Source organism: Saccharopolyspora ipomoeae, from assembly GCF_029952525.1.
Classification (GTDB): domain Bacteria; phylum Actinomycetota; class Actinomycetes; order Mycobacteriales; family Pseudonocardiaceae; genus Saccharopolyspora; species Saccharopolyspora ipomoeae.
The window spans coordinates 646945-662308 of sequence record NZ_JASAOF010000002.1; the positions used below are offsets into that span (position 1 = coordinate 646945).

Here is a 15364-nt window from a genome sequence, read left to right on the forward strand (position 1 = left end):
TGCAGCGGTTTTCGAACGGGTGAAGGGGGCGGGCCGGGGGTCAGCTGATGCCCGCGGCCATGGCGAGGGCTGCTGCTTCTCCTCGGGTGGTGACTTCGAGCTTCTTGAGGACTCCGCCCATGTGGAACTTGATGGTGCTCTCGGTGACGCCGAGTTCGGCGGCGATGGTCTTGTTGCGCTTGCCGCGAGCGACCAGGGTGAGCACGTCGAGTTCGCGGCGGTTGAGGCTGGCCAGGCGGGTTTCCCCCGCGTGATCGGGGACGGTCTCCAGCGGCAGGTCGATGACGGCGCGGCTGCCCCAGCCCGGGGTCGCCTCGAGCTCGATGCTGCCGCCGAGGGTCCGGGCGCGACCGTCGAGCTGACGTCGCAGCGCGGTGACGTCCAGCGCACCCGAGTGGTCGTCGCGGACGTCCACGCGCAGCGAGTCCTCCGCGCAGTACCAGGCGATGCGCAGGCGGGTCAGCTCCGGCTGCGCGGTGAAGGCCAGCACGACGGTGCGCGTCATCGCCCTCGCCGCGTAAGCGATCTCGCCAGGGAGCGCGCGGGACTCCTTGGTGGGGGCGACGAACTCCACCTCGGCCTCGTGGTGCCGCAGCGTCTGCCGGATCTCCTTGCGCAGCTCGCCGAACGCCGACTGCGCACCTTCCTCCGACAGCGCGGCGTCCGATTGCGGCACCGAGCGGGTCGCCACGAGCGCTGAAGCCGCGGCCTCGGTGGCGGCGATGCGGGCGCGGTGGTCGTCCAGGCCGCTGGACCGCAGCGCCGAGAGGATCGTGACCAGCGCCGTCTCGTGCGTGGCCACGAGTTCGGCGATGGTGCGGGCGCGTTCGCTCGACGCCGCGCGCGACTCGGCGAGGTAGTCGGGGCTGGCCTGGGCGACCTGCTGGCGGATCGAGGTCGCCACGACACCGAACAGCCCGGCCAGCAGCTCCGGGTGCGGCACCTGCCGACCTGAGCCGCGCGGCACCAGGACCAGCAGCGTGCCGATCCGGTCCCGCAGCGCCCACACCCGCCGCTCGCTGCCGCCCAGGGTGGCGGTGATGCTGGACCGGCCGCCGAGGTCGATGTCGGCCTTGATCCGGTCGAGCTCCTCGATGGTGATCTTGTCGACCACGCCGGACGAGCCGGCGACCTTGCGGGGACGACCGGTGCACTCGCGGGTGAAGATCACCAGCGCGGTGTGCGGCCAGCCGTCGGCCAGCGCCCGGGAGAACCGGGGCGCGATCTCGTGCAGCGGCCCGTCGATCACGGTGCGCAGCGAGGTCAGGGCCTCTTCGACGTCGAACACGACGCGGATCCTACCGGCCTCGACTCGACGGAGGTCTGGGTTTGTCCGTCCTTCCGATCAGGTGGCCGCACGTCGTCACGGACGTACGGTTTTCCAGGTCGTGCACCGCGCGCGCACCCGTTCACCTGCGAAGAAAGAAGAGGACGCATGCCACAACAGGTCCGCGGCGTGATCGCCCGCGCCAAGGGCGCTCCCGTCGAGCTCGTCGACATCGTCGTCCCCGACCCCGGCCCGGGTGAGGTCGTCGTGTCCGTGGCCGCCTGCGGGGTCTGCCACACCGACCTGACCTACCGCGAGGGCGGGATCAACGACGAGTACCCGTTCCTGCTCGGCCACGAGGCCGCCGGAACGGTGGAGAGCGTCGGCGAGGGCGTCGAGACGGTGCAGCCGGGTGACTACGTGGTCCTCAACTGGCGCGCCGTCTGCGGCAACTGCCGGGCGTGCAAGCGCGGTCGCCCGCAGTACTGCTTCGACACGTTCAACGCCGAGCAGAAGATGACCCTGACCGACGGCACCGAGCTGTCCCCGGCCCTGGGCATCGGCGCGTTCGCCGACAAGACCCTGGTCCACGCCGGTCAGTGCACCAAGGTCGACCCGACCGCCGACCCGGCCGTCGTCGGCCTGCTCGGCTGCGGTGTCATGGCCGGTCTCGGCGCGGCGGTCAACACCGGCGGCGTGAGCCGCGGCGACACGGTCGCGGTCATCGGCTGCGGCGGCGTCGGCGACGCGGCCGTCATGGGCGCCCGCCTGGCAGGCGCCTCGAAGATCATCGCCGTGGACCGGGACCCGCGGAAGCTGGACTGGGCCCGCGACCTGGGCGCCACCCACACCGTCAACGCCTCCGAGAGCGACAGCGTCGAGGAGATCCGCGCGCTGACCGGCGGTTTCGGCGCCGACGTGGTCATCGACGCGGTCGGCCGCCCGGAGACGTGGAAGGAAGCCTTCTACGCCCGCGACCTCGCCGGCACCGTCGTGCTCGTCGGCGTGCCCACGCCGGAGATGACCCTGGAGGTGCCGCTGCTGGACGTCTTTGGCCGCGGCGGTTCCCTGAAGTCCTCCTGGTACGGCGACTGCCTGCCGGAGCGCGACTTCCCGATGCTGGTCGACCTGCACCAGCAGGGCCGGTTGCCGCTGGAGAAGTTCGTGACCGAGCGCATCAAGCTCGACGAGGTCGAGGAGGCGTTCCACACGATGCACGCCGGTGAGGTGCTGCGTTCGGTGGTGGTCCTGTGAGCAACCTGATCGTCGAAAGAGTCATCACCTCGGGCGTGTTCGCCCTCGACGGCGGCGAGTGGGAGGTCGACAACAACGTCTGGCTCGTCGGCGACGACGATGACGTGGTGGTCATCGACGCGGCCCACGACAAGGAGCCGATCATCGAGGCCGTCGGCGACCGCAACGTCACCGCGGTCCTGTGCACCCACGGCCACAACGACCACGTCACGGTCGCGCCGCAGCTGGCCGCGGAGCTGGACGCGCCGGTGCTGCTGCACCCGGGCGACCAGCAGCTGTGGGACATGACCCACTCGGGCGAGCGGTTCCGGGAGCTGGCCGACGGCGACCTGATCCCGGTCGCGGGCACCTCCCTGGAGGTCCTGCACACCCCGGGCCACTCGCCCGGCTCGGTGTGCCTGCACCTGCCCGAGGCGAAAGCGCTGTTCACCGGCGACACCCTGTTCTCCGGCGGACCGGGCGCGACGGGGCGGTCCTTCTCGGACTTCCCGACGATCATCACCTCGATCGGCGACCGCCTGTTCACCCTGCCCGGCAACACCCAGGTCCACACCGGGCACGGCGACGGCACCACGATCGGCACCGAGGCCCCCAACCTCGACGACTGGAAGGCCCGCGGCTACTGAACCGCACCGGCGCGCAGCGCGAACCCCACCCCGGCGGACTCGCGCTGCGCGCCCCTGGCCCGCACCCCGACGCCCACCGCCCCGGTCCCGACGGCCACGATCCCTCGGCAGGGGACGGTTTTTCCTCGAATCACCTGATCAATGCCCGTTTTGCCCGGACAGTTCTCACTAAAACTGTCCCCTCCCCACCACGACAGCCACGAACGACCCCTCAAGACGCACCCATCACCCCGAAAATCGGTTGAAGGCGACCACCTCGCGATGCTGAAGTGCGGCGAGTCCCGTCGACGACCGAGTGCGGGAGCGATCGGAGCAGCATGGACGACGAGAGCTTTCTCGACCACGTCGCCAATCGGCTGATGGAGTTGCCGGGGGTTCAAGCCGTGACGCTCGGGGGGTCGCGTGCTCGGGGCACCCACGGATCGATGAGCGATTGGGATTTCGCGATCTACTACCGGGGCGACTTCGACCCGGGCGACCTGCGGGCCATCGGGTGGCCGGGTGAGGTCTCCGAGATCGGCGGCTGGGGTGGCGGGGTGTTCAACGGTGGGGCGTGGCTCACGATCGACGACCGGCACGTCGACGTGCACTACCGCGATCTCGACGTCGTCGAGCGCGAACTCGCGGAGGCGCGGAACGGGCGGTTCCGCTGGGAGCCGTTGATGTTCCACCTCGCCGGTATCCCCACCTACCTCGTGGTCGCCGAACTCGCCCTGAACCGCACGTTGCGCGGTGACCTGCCGCGTCCGGAATACCCCGCAGCGCTCAGGAAATCGGCTCCGCCGTTCTGGCACGACCGGGCGAGCATCACGCTCCGGTACGCTCGCGGCGCCTACGCCGACCGCGGCCAAGCCACCGAGGTCGCAGGCGCCCTGGCCACGGCCGCCATGCACACCGCGCACGCGGTGCTGGCGGCGCGCGGCGAGTGGGTCACCAACGAGAAGCGACTGCTCCAGCGGGCCGACCTGCGCGGCATCGACTCCATCACCGCCCGCCTGGAACCGGACCCCGCAGCCCTGCACGGAGTCATCACCGACGCCGAAGTTCTCTTCCGCGACGCTCTCGCAGGGGACGGTTCTTCCCCGAATCACCTGATCAATGCCCGTTTTGCCCGGACAGTTCTCACTAAAACTGTCCCCTGCCCACCACTGCTCGACGGTCAGAGGTGATCTCGGGTGTTCCACTCCGGTGAAAGGACGGAGTGGAGGTGGGAGTCTCGCCAGGCTCCGTTGGTGAAGACGTGGTCTCGGAGGGTTCCTTCGCGGATGAAGCCGAGTTTGCGGACCACAGCGAGGCTTGCGGTGTTGTCCGGGCCGATGGCCGCCGTGACGCGGTGCAGGCCGAGGGAGCCGAAGGCGTGGTTCAGGATCGTGCGGGCGGCGTCGGTGGCGTAGCCGAGCTTGTCGGCTTTGACGCCGGTCAGGCCGAGCCGGGCGAAGCCGACGAGGTCGTCGCCGTCCTTCGGCGTGACCGCGAGGTAGAACTCGGTCCTGGGTTCCACGGCCGCGCGCTCGACGGTGCCGGCGATCATCGCCTCCGCCTGTTCCCGCGACCGCGAGTCGAACGACAGGAACCGCGTCACCCGGTCATCGCCCACCACCAGCAAACTCGCGTCGACGTCGGAAGCTCGAAACTCCCGAAGCCGCACGCTCTCCCCGATCAGCTCGACCACGCCGCCCTCACTTCCCCATCGACCGGGCGGCGAACCGGCCGCTGCCCTTCCCCTCGCCGTCGCGCGGCACGCCACGCTCGGCCGTCCAGCATCCCGAGCACGCTCGGAACACGGCCCACCGCACCGAATTCAACGGTGCCCGGCCTCCGATCCGCGCGGAACCGCCGTCCGCACCCGATACCCCGGGGACGAACACTGCAACATTCGTCGGTTGAAAACCGCGGTTCTCGACCGGTTGAAAACCGCGGTTCTCGTCCCCGGGGTGGGTCAGGCTGCGAGGAGGTCGTCGATCTGGTTGATGGCGGAGGAGGCCCCTTCGACGACTCCCATGTCGAGGACCTTCTGGAGGGCTTCGGCCGAGACGTAGCGGCTGGCGTAGGTGACTCGGGTGCCGCTGCTCGTCTCCTCGAAGGTGTAGGTGTTGTGGGAGACCGGCATGTCCGGGAGCGGGTTGAAGTCCTCGTCGGCGAAGCCGTCCTCGAAGGTGAACTCGCGGGGTTCGTCGACGGTCTTGACCACCCACCAGCCGCAGAACTTCTCACCTTCCGGGCTGGTCATGTAGTAGTTGATGCGCCCGCCGGGGGTCAGGTCGTGGTCGACGAACGTCGCCGGGTAGGTGGGCGGCCCCCAGATCTTCTCCAGCTGACGCGGGTCGGCGTAGATCTCCCAGACGCGCTGCACCGGGGCGGCGAACTCCGCGGTGATGGTCAGGGTCAGCTCGTCGAGATCGTGTCGAACGTCGGTGACAGGCATGGTCATTCTCCCTCGTTTGTTCCGGTCGGCCCCTCGGTGGCGAGGAGCTCGTCGATGCGGGCGACGCGCCCGCGCCACACTTCCTCCAGTTCGCCCAGCATCGATGCCACTGAGCGCACCGCCTCCACCTCGCCGGCGGCGAGGTTCTCCCGGCCGCTGCGACGCTTGGTGATCAAGCCCGCGCGTTCGAGAACGGCGACGTGCTTCTGCACCGCCGCGAAGCTCATGTCGTAGTTCGCGGCCAGCGCGGTCACCGAGTGCTCCCCGACCAGAACGCGGCGCAGGATGTCGCGTCTCGTGCGGTCCGCGAGCGCGTGGAAGAGAGCGTCAGCCCTGTCCTCTGCCTCGGTGTCGTCCACACGAAGAACATACAACCGATCGGTTGTAGATCGCAAGTCGTCATCGGTGACCGGTGTGCGGCCCGCGCGGCGGGCGGGCCGAGGACAGCACCGCGCAGGTGATCACCAGTGCGGCCAGGACGAGCGCGGTCGCGAGGAGTTCCGTCCAGAGCATGGTCAGCTCCCGAGGTCGGGTTGTGCGGAGCGGCGGGCGCGCAGGCTGGTCAGGGTGACCGCGGCGAGCACGAGCACGATGACCGCCAGCGAGATCGGCGTGGGGATCTCCGGGACCTGCGGCCAGATCCCGTGCGCCCAGTGCAGGACGAGCTTCACGCCGATGAACCCGAGGATGATCGCCAGCCCGTGGTTGAGGTGCACGAGCTTGGCCAGCGCCGTGTGCAGCACGAAGTACAGGGCGCGCAGGCCCAGCAGGGCGAAGGCGTTGGTGGTGAACACCAGGTAGGGGTCGGCGGTGATGCCGTAGACCGCGGGAACCGAGTCGACCGCGAACACCACGTCTGTGGCGAACACCGCCACCACCACGACCGCCAGCGGCGTCAGCGCGCGACGTCCGGCCTCGCTCACCACCAGCTTCGCCCCGCGGTAGTCGTCGGTGACCGGCATCAGCCGCCGCAGCAGCCGCACCGAGCGCATCTCCGACACGTCGCGGTCGAACGCCGCACCGCTGAGCGCTTCGCGCAGGATCTTCACGGCCGTGACGAACAGGATCAGGCCGAACACCAGGAAAGCCCAGGTGCCGGCCTGCAGCAGAGCGGCACCGAGGGCGATGAAGATCCCGCGCAGCACCAGCGCCCCGACGATGCCGTAGAGCAGCACCCGCTGCTGCAGCTCGCTCGGCACCGAGAACCCGGCGAGCAGCAGCATGAACACGAACAGGTTGTCCACCGACAGGGACTTCTCCACCACGTAGCCGGTGAAGAAGTCCAGCGCCGGACCCCCGCCGTACCAACCCCACAGCAGCAGCGCGAACAGCAGCGGCAGCGCGATGTAGAACACCGACCACCCGAGCGCCTCGCGCATCCCCACCTCGTGGGGTTTGCGGGTGATGGCGAAGTCCAGGGCCAGCAGCGCGAGCAGCACGGCAAGGCTGATGCCCCACATCCAGGGCGAGCCCACCGAGACATCAGCGGAGGAGAGGACGAGCATCGCGACTCCCGAACAGCACGTGGCGGCCCGGGGTCTCCTTCACCCGCTCGGGTCGGCCCACCGGGGACGCGAGAGCGTCCGTGCTGACCGGCGCGACCGTTCCGAAGTACTCCCCCCTTCAACCAGGGATATCCCCGATGAAGGGGGCGCAAACCCCGGCGGTCAGGCCTGCTGAGCCGCGGTGCGGCCTGCTCTGCGGCCGAAGTAGGAGGCTTCTCCGAGTTGGATTCCCGAGGCGTAGCCCTTGCCGTCGACGGCGATGTTGGAGGCGCAGGCTCCGGCCGCGTAGGCGCCGGGGACGGCCGTGCCGTCCTCGCGGAGGAGCTGTCCGTCGACGGTGACGCGCAGTCCGCCGCAGGAGAACCCGGCGTAGAAGCACTTGCCCGGGGTGAGGTCGTAGGCGCCCCACGGGCCGTGGTCGAGCGGGGTCAGGTGCTCCGGGGCCTTGCGGAAGTCCGGGTCCTCGCCTCGGGCGGCGTTCTCGTTGTAGGAGTTCAGCGTGTCGACCAGGGCGCCTTCCGGGATGCCCAGGGCCCGCTCCATCTCCTCGACGGTGTCCCAGCCGTCGACCAGCGGCTGGAAGCGGTAGCTGGGCTGGACCATCGTGGCCTCGTCGAGGATCAGGTAGGCCACCCGGTCGGGCTGTTCGAAGACGAACGCCGAGGTGCGGGAGTGGTAGGAGTCCTCGTTGACGAAGCGCTCGCCGAGCTTGTTGACGACGATGCCGCGCAGCGCCTCGCCCGGCGGGTAGAACGGGCCGGTCAGGAACACCTCGCCGAGGTGGTCGGCGACGCCGCCGACGGACTGGCCCATGCGGATGCCCAGGCCGTCGTCGTAGGTGTTGCCCAGCGCCATGCCGTTGCTCTCGACGGCCAGCAGGTCGGGGGCGTGGGTTTCGAGCATCTCGCGGTTGAGCACGAAGCCGCCCGCGGCGATCACCACCGCACCGGCCTTGATCGCGCCGGCGCCGTCGAGGTCCTTCCAGGTCACGCCCGCGACCCGGTCGCCGTCGAGGACCAGCGCGGTCGCGGCGGTCTCCCAGCGGACTTCGACCCCTCGCTCGGCGAGCTCGTCCAGCGCCAGGCCGACGACGAGCCCGGCGCCGCCGGTGTCGCCCGGGACCGGGACCTTGTGGCCGCGCGGAACGGGTTTGACGACGTCGGCGACGTCCAGGCACTTCTCGTTTCCGGTGAAGCTCAGGCCCTCCGTGCCCGGCTGGACGACGGCCTTGTGCGGGTAGAACGAGCGGTTGAACTCGAACCCCAGGGATTCCAGCCACCGGAAGTGCTCGACGCTGTCGTCGGCGTAGGCGCGGATCTTGGCCGGGTCGCACTCCGGCGACATCAGGGCGAGGTAGTCGGCCATCGCCTCGGGAGAGTCGTCCCAGCCGGTCGCCTGCTGCACCTCGGTCCCGCCGCCGAGGTAGAAGTGCCCGCCTGCCATCGCGCTCGTGCAGGTCAGGCGGCCACCGGCGTCCAGGACGAGGACGTTCGCACCCGCGGACCGGGCCTCCAGCGCGGCGCTCACGCCCGCCATCCCGGCACCGATCACGACGACGTCGACCTCATCGGACCAGGTGCTCACCGCCTCGACCGACACCGGATCAGGGATCTCCACACCCACGAGCCCACCCACCTAGAACGCGCTCCACCGTCACCAACCACCCGACCGCACGGAACCGCCGAAACACCCTGTCCTCAGTCGATGTTCAACGCTCGACGACCAGCCCGAAATGGACTGTAACATGTTCTACTGCTGTGTGGGTGGGGGAAGTTTTCATGAAAACTTCCCTCCCCACCAGCGGTGACGGTCGCACGAGAACCTCGTGACCTCGGACGGGTGCGGGGAGATCGCAGTTTTCATGAAAACCTCCTGTTCTCCGGCGGAGGGAAGTTTTCATGAAAACTTCCCCACCCCGGAGACGACGACGCGCGGTGGCCCCCGAGGTCGGGACCACCGCGCGTCGCGGGTGACTCAGTGCGTGGAGGCCTTCTCGGCTCCAGCGCCGGTCAGGGAACGCACCTCCATCTCGGCGTACTTGTCCTCCAGGTGCTCCTTGGACAGCACCGTGCCCAGCCAGCCGAAGAAGAACGCCGCCGGGATCGACACCAGACCCGGGTTCTGCAGCGGGAACCAGTGGAAGTCCACGTTCGGCAGCATCGCTTCCTCGCTGCCCGACACCGCCGGGGAGAACACGATCAGCACCACCGTCGTGGTCAGACCGCCGTAGATGCTCCACAGCGCGCCCGAGGTGTTGAACCGCTTCCAGAACAGCGAGTACAGGATCGTCGGCAGGTTCGCCGAGGCCGCCACCGCGAACGCCAGCGCCACCAGGAACGCCACGTTCTGGTTGCGGGCCAGGATGCCGCCCACGATCGCGACCAGGCCGATGACCACCGCGGTGATCCGGGCGACGCGCACCTCCGCGTCCTTGTCCTCGACCTTGCCCTTCTTGATCACGTTGGCGTAGATGTCGTGGGCGAACGACGCCGACGCGGTGATCGTCAGACCCGCGACCACCGCGAGGATCGTCGCGAAGGCGACCGCGGCGATGAACCCGAGCAGCAGCGGCCCGCCCAGCGCCTGGGCCAGCAGCGGCGCCGCGGAGTTCGACGAACCCGGCGCGGCCTTGATCGCCTCCGGACCCACGATGGCCGCCGCGCCGTAGCCCAGCACCAGCGAGAACAGGTAGAACAGGCCGATCAGCCAGATCGCCCACACCACCGAGCGCCGCGCCTCCTTGGCCGTGGGCACGGTGTAGAAGCGCATCAGCACGTGCGGCAGGCCCGCGGTGCCCAGCACCAGGGCGATGCCCAGCGACAGGAAGTCCAGCTTGCTGACCTCCGACTTGCCGTACTTGGCGCCGGGGTTGAGCAGCTTCTCACCGGAGGACGCGCGGTCCACGGCGGCCTGCATCAGGCCGGAGAAGTCGAAACCGTGCATCGCCAGCGTCCACACCGTCATCACCGCGGCACCGCTGATCAGCAACACAGCCTTGATGATCTGCACCCACGTGGTGCCCTTCATGCCGCCGACCAGCACGTAGACGATCATGATGATGCCGACGATGGCGATCACCAACGCCTGCCCGGTGCCGCTGGAGACGCCCAGGAGCAGCGAGACCAGCACGCCCGCACCGGCCATCTGCGCCAGCAGGTAGAAGAAGCTGACCATCAGCGTCGAGGTCGCCGCCGCGGCCCGCACCGGGCGCTGGCGCATCCGGAACGCCAGCACGTCGCCCATCGTGTACTTGCCGGTGTTGCGCAGCAGTTCGGCCACCAGCAGCAGCGCGACCAGCCAGGCCACCAGGAAGCCGATGGAGTACAGGAACCCGTCGTAGCCGTAGAGCGCGATCGCGCCGACGATGCCCAGGAACGACGCCGCCGACAGGTAGTCACCGGCGATCGCGATCCCGTTCTGCGGCCCGGAGAACGCGCGGCCGCCCGCGTAGTAGTCGGCGGCGCTGCGGGTGTTGCGGCTGGCGCGCAGCACGACGACCAGCGTCACCACGACGAACGCGGCGAAGATTCCGATGTTGAGCAGCGGGTTGCTTCCTTGCAACCCCTGCGCGAGGTGGTTCATCCCAGCTCCTTGTGGGGGTCAGGAGGCGTCTTCGACGCGGGCGCGGACGCGCTCGGCCACCGGGTCCAGGTTCCGGTTGGCGTAGCGCACGTAGATCGTGGTGATGGCGAACGTGGACACGAACTGCAGCAGGCCCAGCACCAGGCCGACGTTGATGTTGCCCACGAGCTTGATCGACATGAACCCGTGCGCGTAGTCGGCCAGCAGCACGTAGACCAGGTACCAGACCAGGAACAGCGCGGAGACCGGGAAGACGAACGCCCGCAACCGCCGGCGCAGCAACGCGAAGTCCTCGCTGGTGTGCGCTTCGTGCCAGATGTCGTCGGTGGGCGGCGGGTTGGCGGAGTCGGTGGTGCTCACGGATCCTCCCTAACGTGTGAGGAGCGCCACGCTAAGGAAGCCGCCATCCGGTGCGGGAGCCGTGCGGGACCGATGACGGCGCCACCGGGACGAACGGTCGACGAACGGCCGGTCGACCACGACGAGCGGTCCCGCTCTTGTCCGGCCTGTGACATCCGCGTCAACCGTCAGCGACGCGAGGTTTCGTCCAGGTGCAGGCGCAGCACGGCGGTCTCGGCCCACGGCGGGGTCTTGCCGCGCAGCGAGATCGCGATCATGGTGGCGAAGGCCAGCGGCACCGCCCACGGGGCCGGCTGGGCGACGAGGATCGCGAGCAGCCCCGCCAGCGGCGGGCCGAACAGGGTCGCCGCGATCGCGCCGGAGGTCGCGGTCAGCCCGACCAGCATCCCCCACAGCGCCCCGGTGCGGGTCAGCCTCGGCCACCACACGCCGAGCACCAGCAGCGGGCAGAACGTCGCCGCCGCCACGGTGAAGCCCCAGGTCACCAGGACGCCCGCGGACAGGTGCGTCGCGGGCAGCGCCAGCAGCACCACCACCGCGGCCGCGCCCAGCACCGTCCACCGCAGCTGGCCGAGCCCACCGGGGGTGAGGTCGTGCGAGATCGCACCGGAGACCACCAGCAGCAACCCCAGCGAGGTCGCCAGGAACGCGGCGAACGCACCGCCGGTGAGCAGCGAGGTGAACAACGTCCCGGCCCACCCCGTGTCGACCTGTGCCGGGAGCCCGACGACGACCGAGTCGGTGACGCCGGAGAGGTAGAGCTGCGGCATCAGCACCCGGCCCAGCGCGCCGTAGATGCCCGGGAAGACGTAGAAGCAGCCCAGCAGCAGCACGGTGATCGCCGCCGCGCGGCGGGCGGCGCGACCGTCGCGGCTGGTGTGGAACCGCACGATGACGTGCGGCAGGCCCATCGTGCCGAACAGCGTCGCCACCAGCACCGCCCAGGTTCCCAGCAGCGGGTGCTCGGCGTTCTCCAGGTCCAGCAGCGGCCGCTGCCAGTCCGGCCCGCCGGGCACGTCGATGCCGTCGATCTCGGGCACCGCGGCTCCGGCCGGGAACGTCAGCGTCCGGCCCGCCTCGATCTCGTGCGAGCCCGGGTTCAGCGGCACCGGGCGTCCTCCCGGGTCGCGCACCGTGACCGGCTCGGCGACGTCGAGGTCGACGGCGACCCGGAAGGTCACCGGCGTGTCCTGGGCGAAGTGGGTGAACTGCACCGGGTGCAGCGCCTGCTGCCGCACCTCCGGACCCACCTGCAGCAGCAGCCACACCGCGGGCACCACGAACAGCACGAGCTTGAGGCAGAACTGGAACGCCTGCACGTAGGTCGCCGCGCGCATCCCGCCCAGCGCCAGCGTGATCGACACGGCGGCGCCGGCGATGACCACGCCCACCCAGTACGGGGTGCCGCTGACGACGCTGAGCACCAGCCCGGCGGTGCGGAACTGCGGTACCAGGTACAGCCCGCCGATGATCAGCACCACCACCGCGGCGAGCCGCCGCAGCTCCGGGGAGGCGAAGCGGGCCTCCGCGAAGTCGGGCACCGTCAGCGCTCCGGAGCGGCGCATCGGGGCGGCCACCAGCACCAACATCGCCACGTACCCGGCGGTGAAGCCCACCGGGTACCAGAGCGCGCCGACGCCGTGGGACAGCATCAGCCCGGCCACGCCCAGGAACGACGCCGCCGAGAGGTACTCCCCCGACACCGCCGCTGCGTTGACCAGCGGCGACACCTGCCGGGAAGCGACCAGGAAGTCGGAGGTGGTGCGCATCGCCGCGACCCCGCGCAACCCGATGAGCAGGGTCAGCAGCACCACCGCCGCGACCGCGATCAGCACGAACACGCCTCAGCGCTCCTCGACGCGTTCGGCGCCGCGCAGCTGCCAGCGGGCCAGTGCCGCCATCGCCGGGAACGGCAGCAGCACCAGCATCAACCACGACACCGGCACGCCCAGCAGCCGCAGCTCGTCGAGCACGGGCGCGGCGGTGAACACCAGCGGCAGCCCGAACACCAGCGCGCACAGCAGCAGCAGCGTCACCGCTCCGAGCCTGCGCTGCGCCCGGTGCAGGGCGCGGGCGCGCAGCTCCTCGCCGGGTTCGAGGCGGGGCGCGCGCCAGCGCCGCCGCAGGGTGCGGCGGGCGTGGGCGACCCGGGTCTGCGGGCTGGTGACCGCGACGCGCTTGGGACCACCGCTCATCCGCGTCCTCGCGGGTTGGTGAGCTCGGCGTTGCGGGCGCTCTCCAGCAGCCGTTCCCGCAGGTCGCGGGCGTGCCGTCGGCTGACCGGGACGTCACCGGCCTCGGTGTGGGCGTTGAGCGCCCCGGCGGAGTCGCTGCGCAGTTCCCGCACCGCCGCCAGCGACAGCAGGAAGCTGCGGTGCACCCGCACGAAACCCGCTCCCTCCCAGTACTCCTCGAGTCGTGATAGCGGCATCCGCACCACGTGCACGCCGTTGCGGGTGTTGAGCCGCACGTAGTCGCCGTGCGCCTCGACGAACAGCACTTCGCTGCGGCGCACGTAGCGGGTGCGCCCGGCGGTCTCCACCGGCAGCGCGACCATCGCGTCCGGCTGCTGCGCGGGCACCGGCGCGACGACGTCCTCAGCGGACAGCAGCCGCGTCACCCGGTCCAGCGCTGCCGAGAGTCGTTCGGCGCGAACGGGTTTGAGCAGGTAGTCGACCGCACCGACGTCGTAGGCGCGCACCGCGTGCTGCTCGTAGGCGGTGACGAACACGATCACCGGCGGCTCGCTCATCTTCGCCAGCAGCGACGCGAGCTCCATGCCGTCCAGCCCGGGCATGGAGATGTCGAGGAACACCACGTCGAACCGGTCGCTCTGCAGCGTGCGCAGGGCGCTGAGGGAGTCCGAGGCGGCCACGACCTCCCCGACCTCGGGAGCTTCGCGCAGCAACCTGCACAGCTCGTCGAGCGCGGGTGAGAGGTCGTCGACCGCCAGCGCGCGCAATCCTTCGCTCAACTCGGCACCACTCCCGGATGGAATCGCGGGACGCGGACGACCACGCGGGTGCCCGCTCCCTCGGCGGTTTCCACGACCAGCCCGTACCAGGCCCCGTAGACGCTGCGCAGCCGCCGGTCGACGTTGGCCAGCCCGACCGAGTCGGCGGGCCCCTGCCCGGCCAGGATCGCCTCGGCCTCGGCGGGATCCATGCCGACGCCGTCGTCCTCGACGCTGATGATCAGGTCCCCGCCTTCGGCCTCGCCGAGCACCTGCACGGTGCCGACGTCGTCGGAGTCGGGGGTGAAGCCGGGTTCCAGGCCGTGCCGCACGGCGTTCTCCACCAGCGGCTGCAGCACCAGGTACGGGATCGCCACGGCCAGCACCTCGGGGGCGACGCGGATCTGCACCCGCAGCCGCTCCCCCAGCACCGCGCGCTGCAGGGCCAGGTAGGTCTCGATGGCGTGGAACTCGTCGGAGACGGTCGTGTAGTCGCGGTGCCGCGCCAGGCCGTAGCGGATGAACTCGGCGAAGTCGAGCATCAGCTCGTGCGAGCGCTCGGGGTCGGAGCGCGCCAGCGAGCCGATCACGGTCAGCGCGTTGTACATGAAGTGCGGGGAGATCTCGGCGCGCAGGGCGCGCAGCTCGGCCTGGGCGGCGAGCTCGGCGGAGTCCTCCAGCTTGCCGTGCTCCAGGGCGTCCTCGACCCAGGCGGTGGCCTCGCGCACCGCCGACATCCGCACCTCGCCCTCGACGACGAGGACGCCGGCGAGCTCGTCGTGCACCAGCAGCGGCATCGCGACCAGCGGCGGGCGGCCGCTGCGGGTCTCGGTGTGCAGCACGTCGGCGACGGCGGTGACCGCGTCGGCCGCGGCCTTGATCCCGCCCGACCACTGCAGGGCCCCGGACAGGTCGCTGAGGCCGACCGCGTCCACGGCCAGGAGCTTGCGCAGGTCCCGCAGCGCGCTGGGCACGCCGGGACCGGTGGTTCCGGCGCGCAGGTTGACGGCCAGGCGGCGGGCCGTGCGCAGCACCGACTCGGAGTCCGAGCGCCGCGGCAACCACGCGCCGGACTGCGGCAGGCGGTTGGTCGGGACCGGCATCGCGCACTCCACATCACCGTTGACGGATGTCCGGATGCTAATCCGAACGGCTGAACTGGGCGAGACCGCTCGTCAACCGCTCGTCGCGCGGCGGGGACGTTCGGCCGCGTCAGCAGGGCGGTCGGTCGCGAACCTGGTGCCCCAGATCACGGGAGTTGCCTACGTTGCGTTGTCGAGCACCACGCACCGAGCAGCACAGGGAGTGTCCGTGAGCAACGAGGCCCACGCCCAGTACCCGCCGTCTGAGGAGTTCGCGGCGCAGGCCAACGCCACGTCGGCGCTGTACCAG

Annotated in this window: 15 protein-coding genes; 3 read left to right on the forward strand and 12 right to left on the reverse strand. The window is 70.4% G+C overall.

From position 1 onward, the window contains the following. Positions 1 to 40: 40 nt before the first annotated feature. Positions 41 to 1288 (reverse strand): helix-turn-helix transcriptional regulator, encoded by a 1248-nt coding sequence (locus QFW96_RS06555; protein ID WP_281454626.1) that lies wholly within the window; start codon positions 1286 to 1288, stop codon positions 41 to 43. Positions 1289 to 1435: 147 nt separating this feature from the next. Between QFW96_RS06555 and QFW96_RS06560 the strand changes: the two genes are divergently transcribed. The 3 genes from QFW96_RS06560 (at position 1436) to QFW96_RS06570 (ending at position 4316) form a co-directional block, all read left to right on the forward strand. Then, on the forward strand, positions 1436 to 2521 hold the full coding sequence (locus QFW96_RS06560; RefSeq protein ID WP_281454627.1) for an S-(hydroxymethyl)mycothiol dehydrogenase: 1086 nt from the start codon (positions 1436 to 1438) through the stop codon (positions 2519 to 2521). Then, positions 2518 to 3147 (forward strand): MBL fold metallo-hydrolase, encoded by a 630-nt coding sequence (locus QFW96_RS06565; RefSeq protein WP_281454628.1) that lies wholly within the window; start codon positions 2518 to 2520, stop codon positions 3145 to 3147. Before QFW96_RS06560 ends, QFW96_RS06565 begins: the two co-directional genes overlap by 4 nt. Before the next feature lie 317 nt (positions 3148 to 3464). After that, complete coding sequence (locus QFW96_RS06570; RefSeq protein ID WP_281454629.1) at positions 3465 to 4316, forward strand: nucleotidyltransferase domain-containing protein; 852 nt, start codon at positions 3465 to 3467, stop codon at positions 4314 to 4316. On the opposite strand, the gene QFW96_RS06575 is transcribed toward QFW96_RS06570, so the two are convergent. The 11 genes from QFW96_RS06575 to QFW96_RS06625 form a co-directional block, all read right to left on the reverse strand. Continuing rightward, positions 4307 to 4819 (reverse strand): GNAT family N-acetyltransferase, encoded by a 513-nt coding sequence (locus tag QFW96_RS06575; RefSeq protein WP_281454630.1) that lies wholly within the window; start codon positions 4817 to 4819, stop codon positions 4307 to 4309. The genes QFW96_RS06570 and QFW96_RS06575 overlap by 10 nt on opposite strands. A 267-nt stretch (positions 4820 to 5086) precedes the next feature. Then, positions 5087 to 5578, reverse strand: a complete 492-nt coding sequence (locus QFW96_RS06580) for an SRPBCC family protein (RefSeq protein WP_425524719.1) — start codon at positions 5576 to 5578, stop codon at positions 5087 to 5089. Next, the gene (locus QFW96_RS06585) at positions 5575 to 5931 is read right to left on the reverse strand and encodes an ArsR/SmtB family transcription factor (protein WP_281454631.1); all 357 of its coding nucleotides are present in this window, start codon (positions 5929 to 5931) and stop codon (positions 5575 to 5577) included. The genes QFW96_RS06580 and QFW96_RS06585 overlap by 4 nt, the downstream gene beginning before the upstream one ends. Before the next feature lie 156 nt (positions 5932 to 6087). Next, complete coding sequence (locus QFW96_RS06590) at positions 6088 to 7077, reverse strand: TerC/Alx family metal homeostasis membrane protein (protein WP_281454632.1); 990 nt, start codon at positions 7075 to 7077, stop codon at positions 6088 to 6090. Positions 7078 to 7239: 162 nt separating this feature from the next. Then, the gene (locus QFW96_RS06595) at positions 7240 to 8712 is read right to left on the reverse strand and encodes an FAD-binding protein (protein WP_281454633.1); all 1473 of its coding nucleotides are present in this window, start codon (positions 8710 to 8712) and stop codon (positions 7240 to 7242) included. 339 nt (positions 8713 to 9051) lie between these two features. Further along, a complete protein-coding gene (locus QFW96_RS06600) occupies positions 9052 to 10659 on the reverse strand; it encodes a solute symporter family protein (RefSeq protein WP_281454634.1) in 1608 nt (535 codons plus the stop codon). A gap of 18 nt (positions 10660 to 10677) precedes the next feature. Beyond that, positions 10678 to 11019 (reverse strand): DUF485 domain-containing protein, encoded by a 342-nt coding sequence (locus QFW96_RS06605; RefSeq protein WP_281454635.1) that lies wholly within the window; start codon positions 11017 to 11019, stop codon positions 10678 to 10680. A gap of 167 nt (positions 11020 to 11186) precedes the next feature. After that, a complete protein-coding gene (locus tag QFW96_RS06610; protein WP_281454636.1) occupies positions 11187 to 12860 on the reverse strand; it encodes a sodium/solute symporter in 1674 nt (557 codons plus the stop codon). Between the two features lie 3 nt (positions 12861 to 12863). Next, positions 12864 to 13214, reverse strand: a complete 351-nt coding sequence (locus QFW96_RS06615) for a hypothetical protein (RefSeq protein WP_281454637.1) — start codon at positions 13212 to 13214, stop codon at positions 12864 to 12866. Next, a complete protein-coding gene (locus QFW96_RS06620; protein ID WP_281454638.1) occupies positions 13211 to 13993 on the reverse strand; it encodes a LytR/AlgR family response regulator transcription factor in 783 nt (260 codons plus the stop codon). The genes QFW96_RS06615 and QFW96_RS06620 overlap by 4 nt, the downstream gene beginning before the upstream one ends. Continuing rightward, positions 13990 to 15075 carry a sensor histidine kinase gene (locus tag QFW96_RS06625; protein ID WP_281454639.1) on the reverse strand — a complete coding sequence of 362 codons (1086 nt, stop codon included), beginning with the start codon at positions 15073 to 15075 and terminating at the stop codon, positions 13990 to 13992. The genes QFW96_RS06620 and QFW96_RS06625 overlap by 4 nt, the downstream gene beginning before the upstream one ends. Between the last annotated feature and the right edge of the window lie 289 nt (positions 15076 to 15364).

What these genes read in the sequence shown, in the direction of transcription:
- QFW96_RS06560 (WP_281454627.1), top strand. Translation starts at nt 1,436, where the DNA reads ATGCCACAACAGGTCCGCGGCGTGATCGCCCGCGCCAAGGGCGCTCCC.
- QFW96_RS06570 (WP_281454629.1), top strand. Translation starts at nt 3,465, where the DNA reads ATGGACGACGAGAGCTTTCTCGACCACGTCGCCAATCGGCTGATGGAG.
- QFW96_RS06580 (WP_425524719.1), bottom strand. Translation starts at nt 5,578, where the DNA reads ATGACCATGCCTGTCACCGACGTTCGACACGATCTCGACGAGCTGACC.
- QFW96_RS06590 (WP_281454632.1), bottom strand. Translation starts at nt 7,077, where the DNA reads ATGCTCGTCCTCTCCTCCGCTGATGTCTCGGTGGGCTCGCCCTGGATG.
- QFW96_RS06600 (WP_281454634.1), bottom strand. Translation starts at nt 10,659, where the DNA reads ATGAACCACCTCGCGCAGGGGTTGCAAGGAAGCAACCCGCTGCTCAAC.
- QFW96_RS06615 (WP_281454637.1), bottom strand. Translation starts at nt 13,214, where the DNA reads ATGAGCGGTGGTCCCAAGCGCGTCGCGGTCACCAGCCCGCAGACCCGG.
- QFW96_RS06625 (WP_281454639.1), bottom strand. Translation starts at nt 15,075, where the DNA reads ATGCCGGTCCCGACCAACCGCCTGCCGCAGTCCGGCGCGTGGTTGCCG.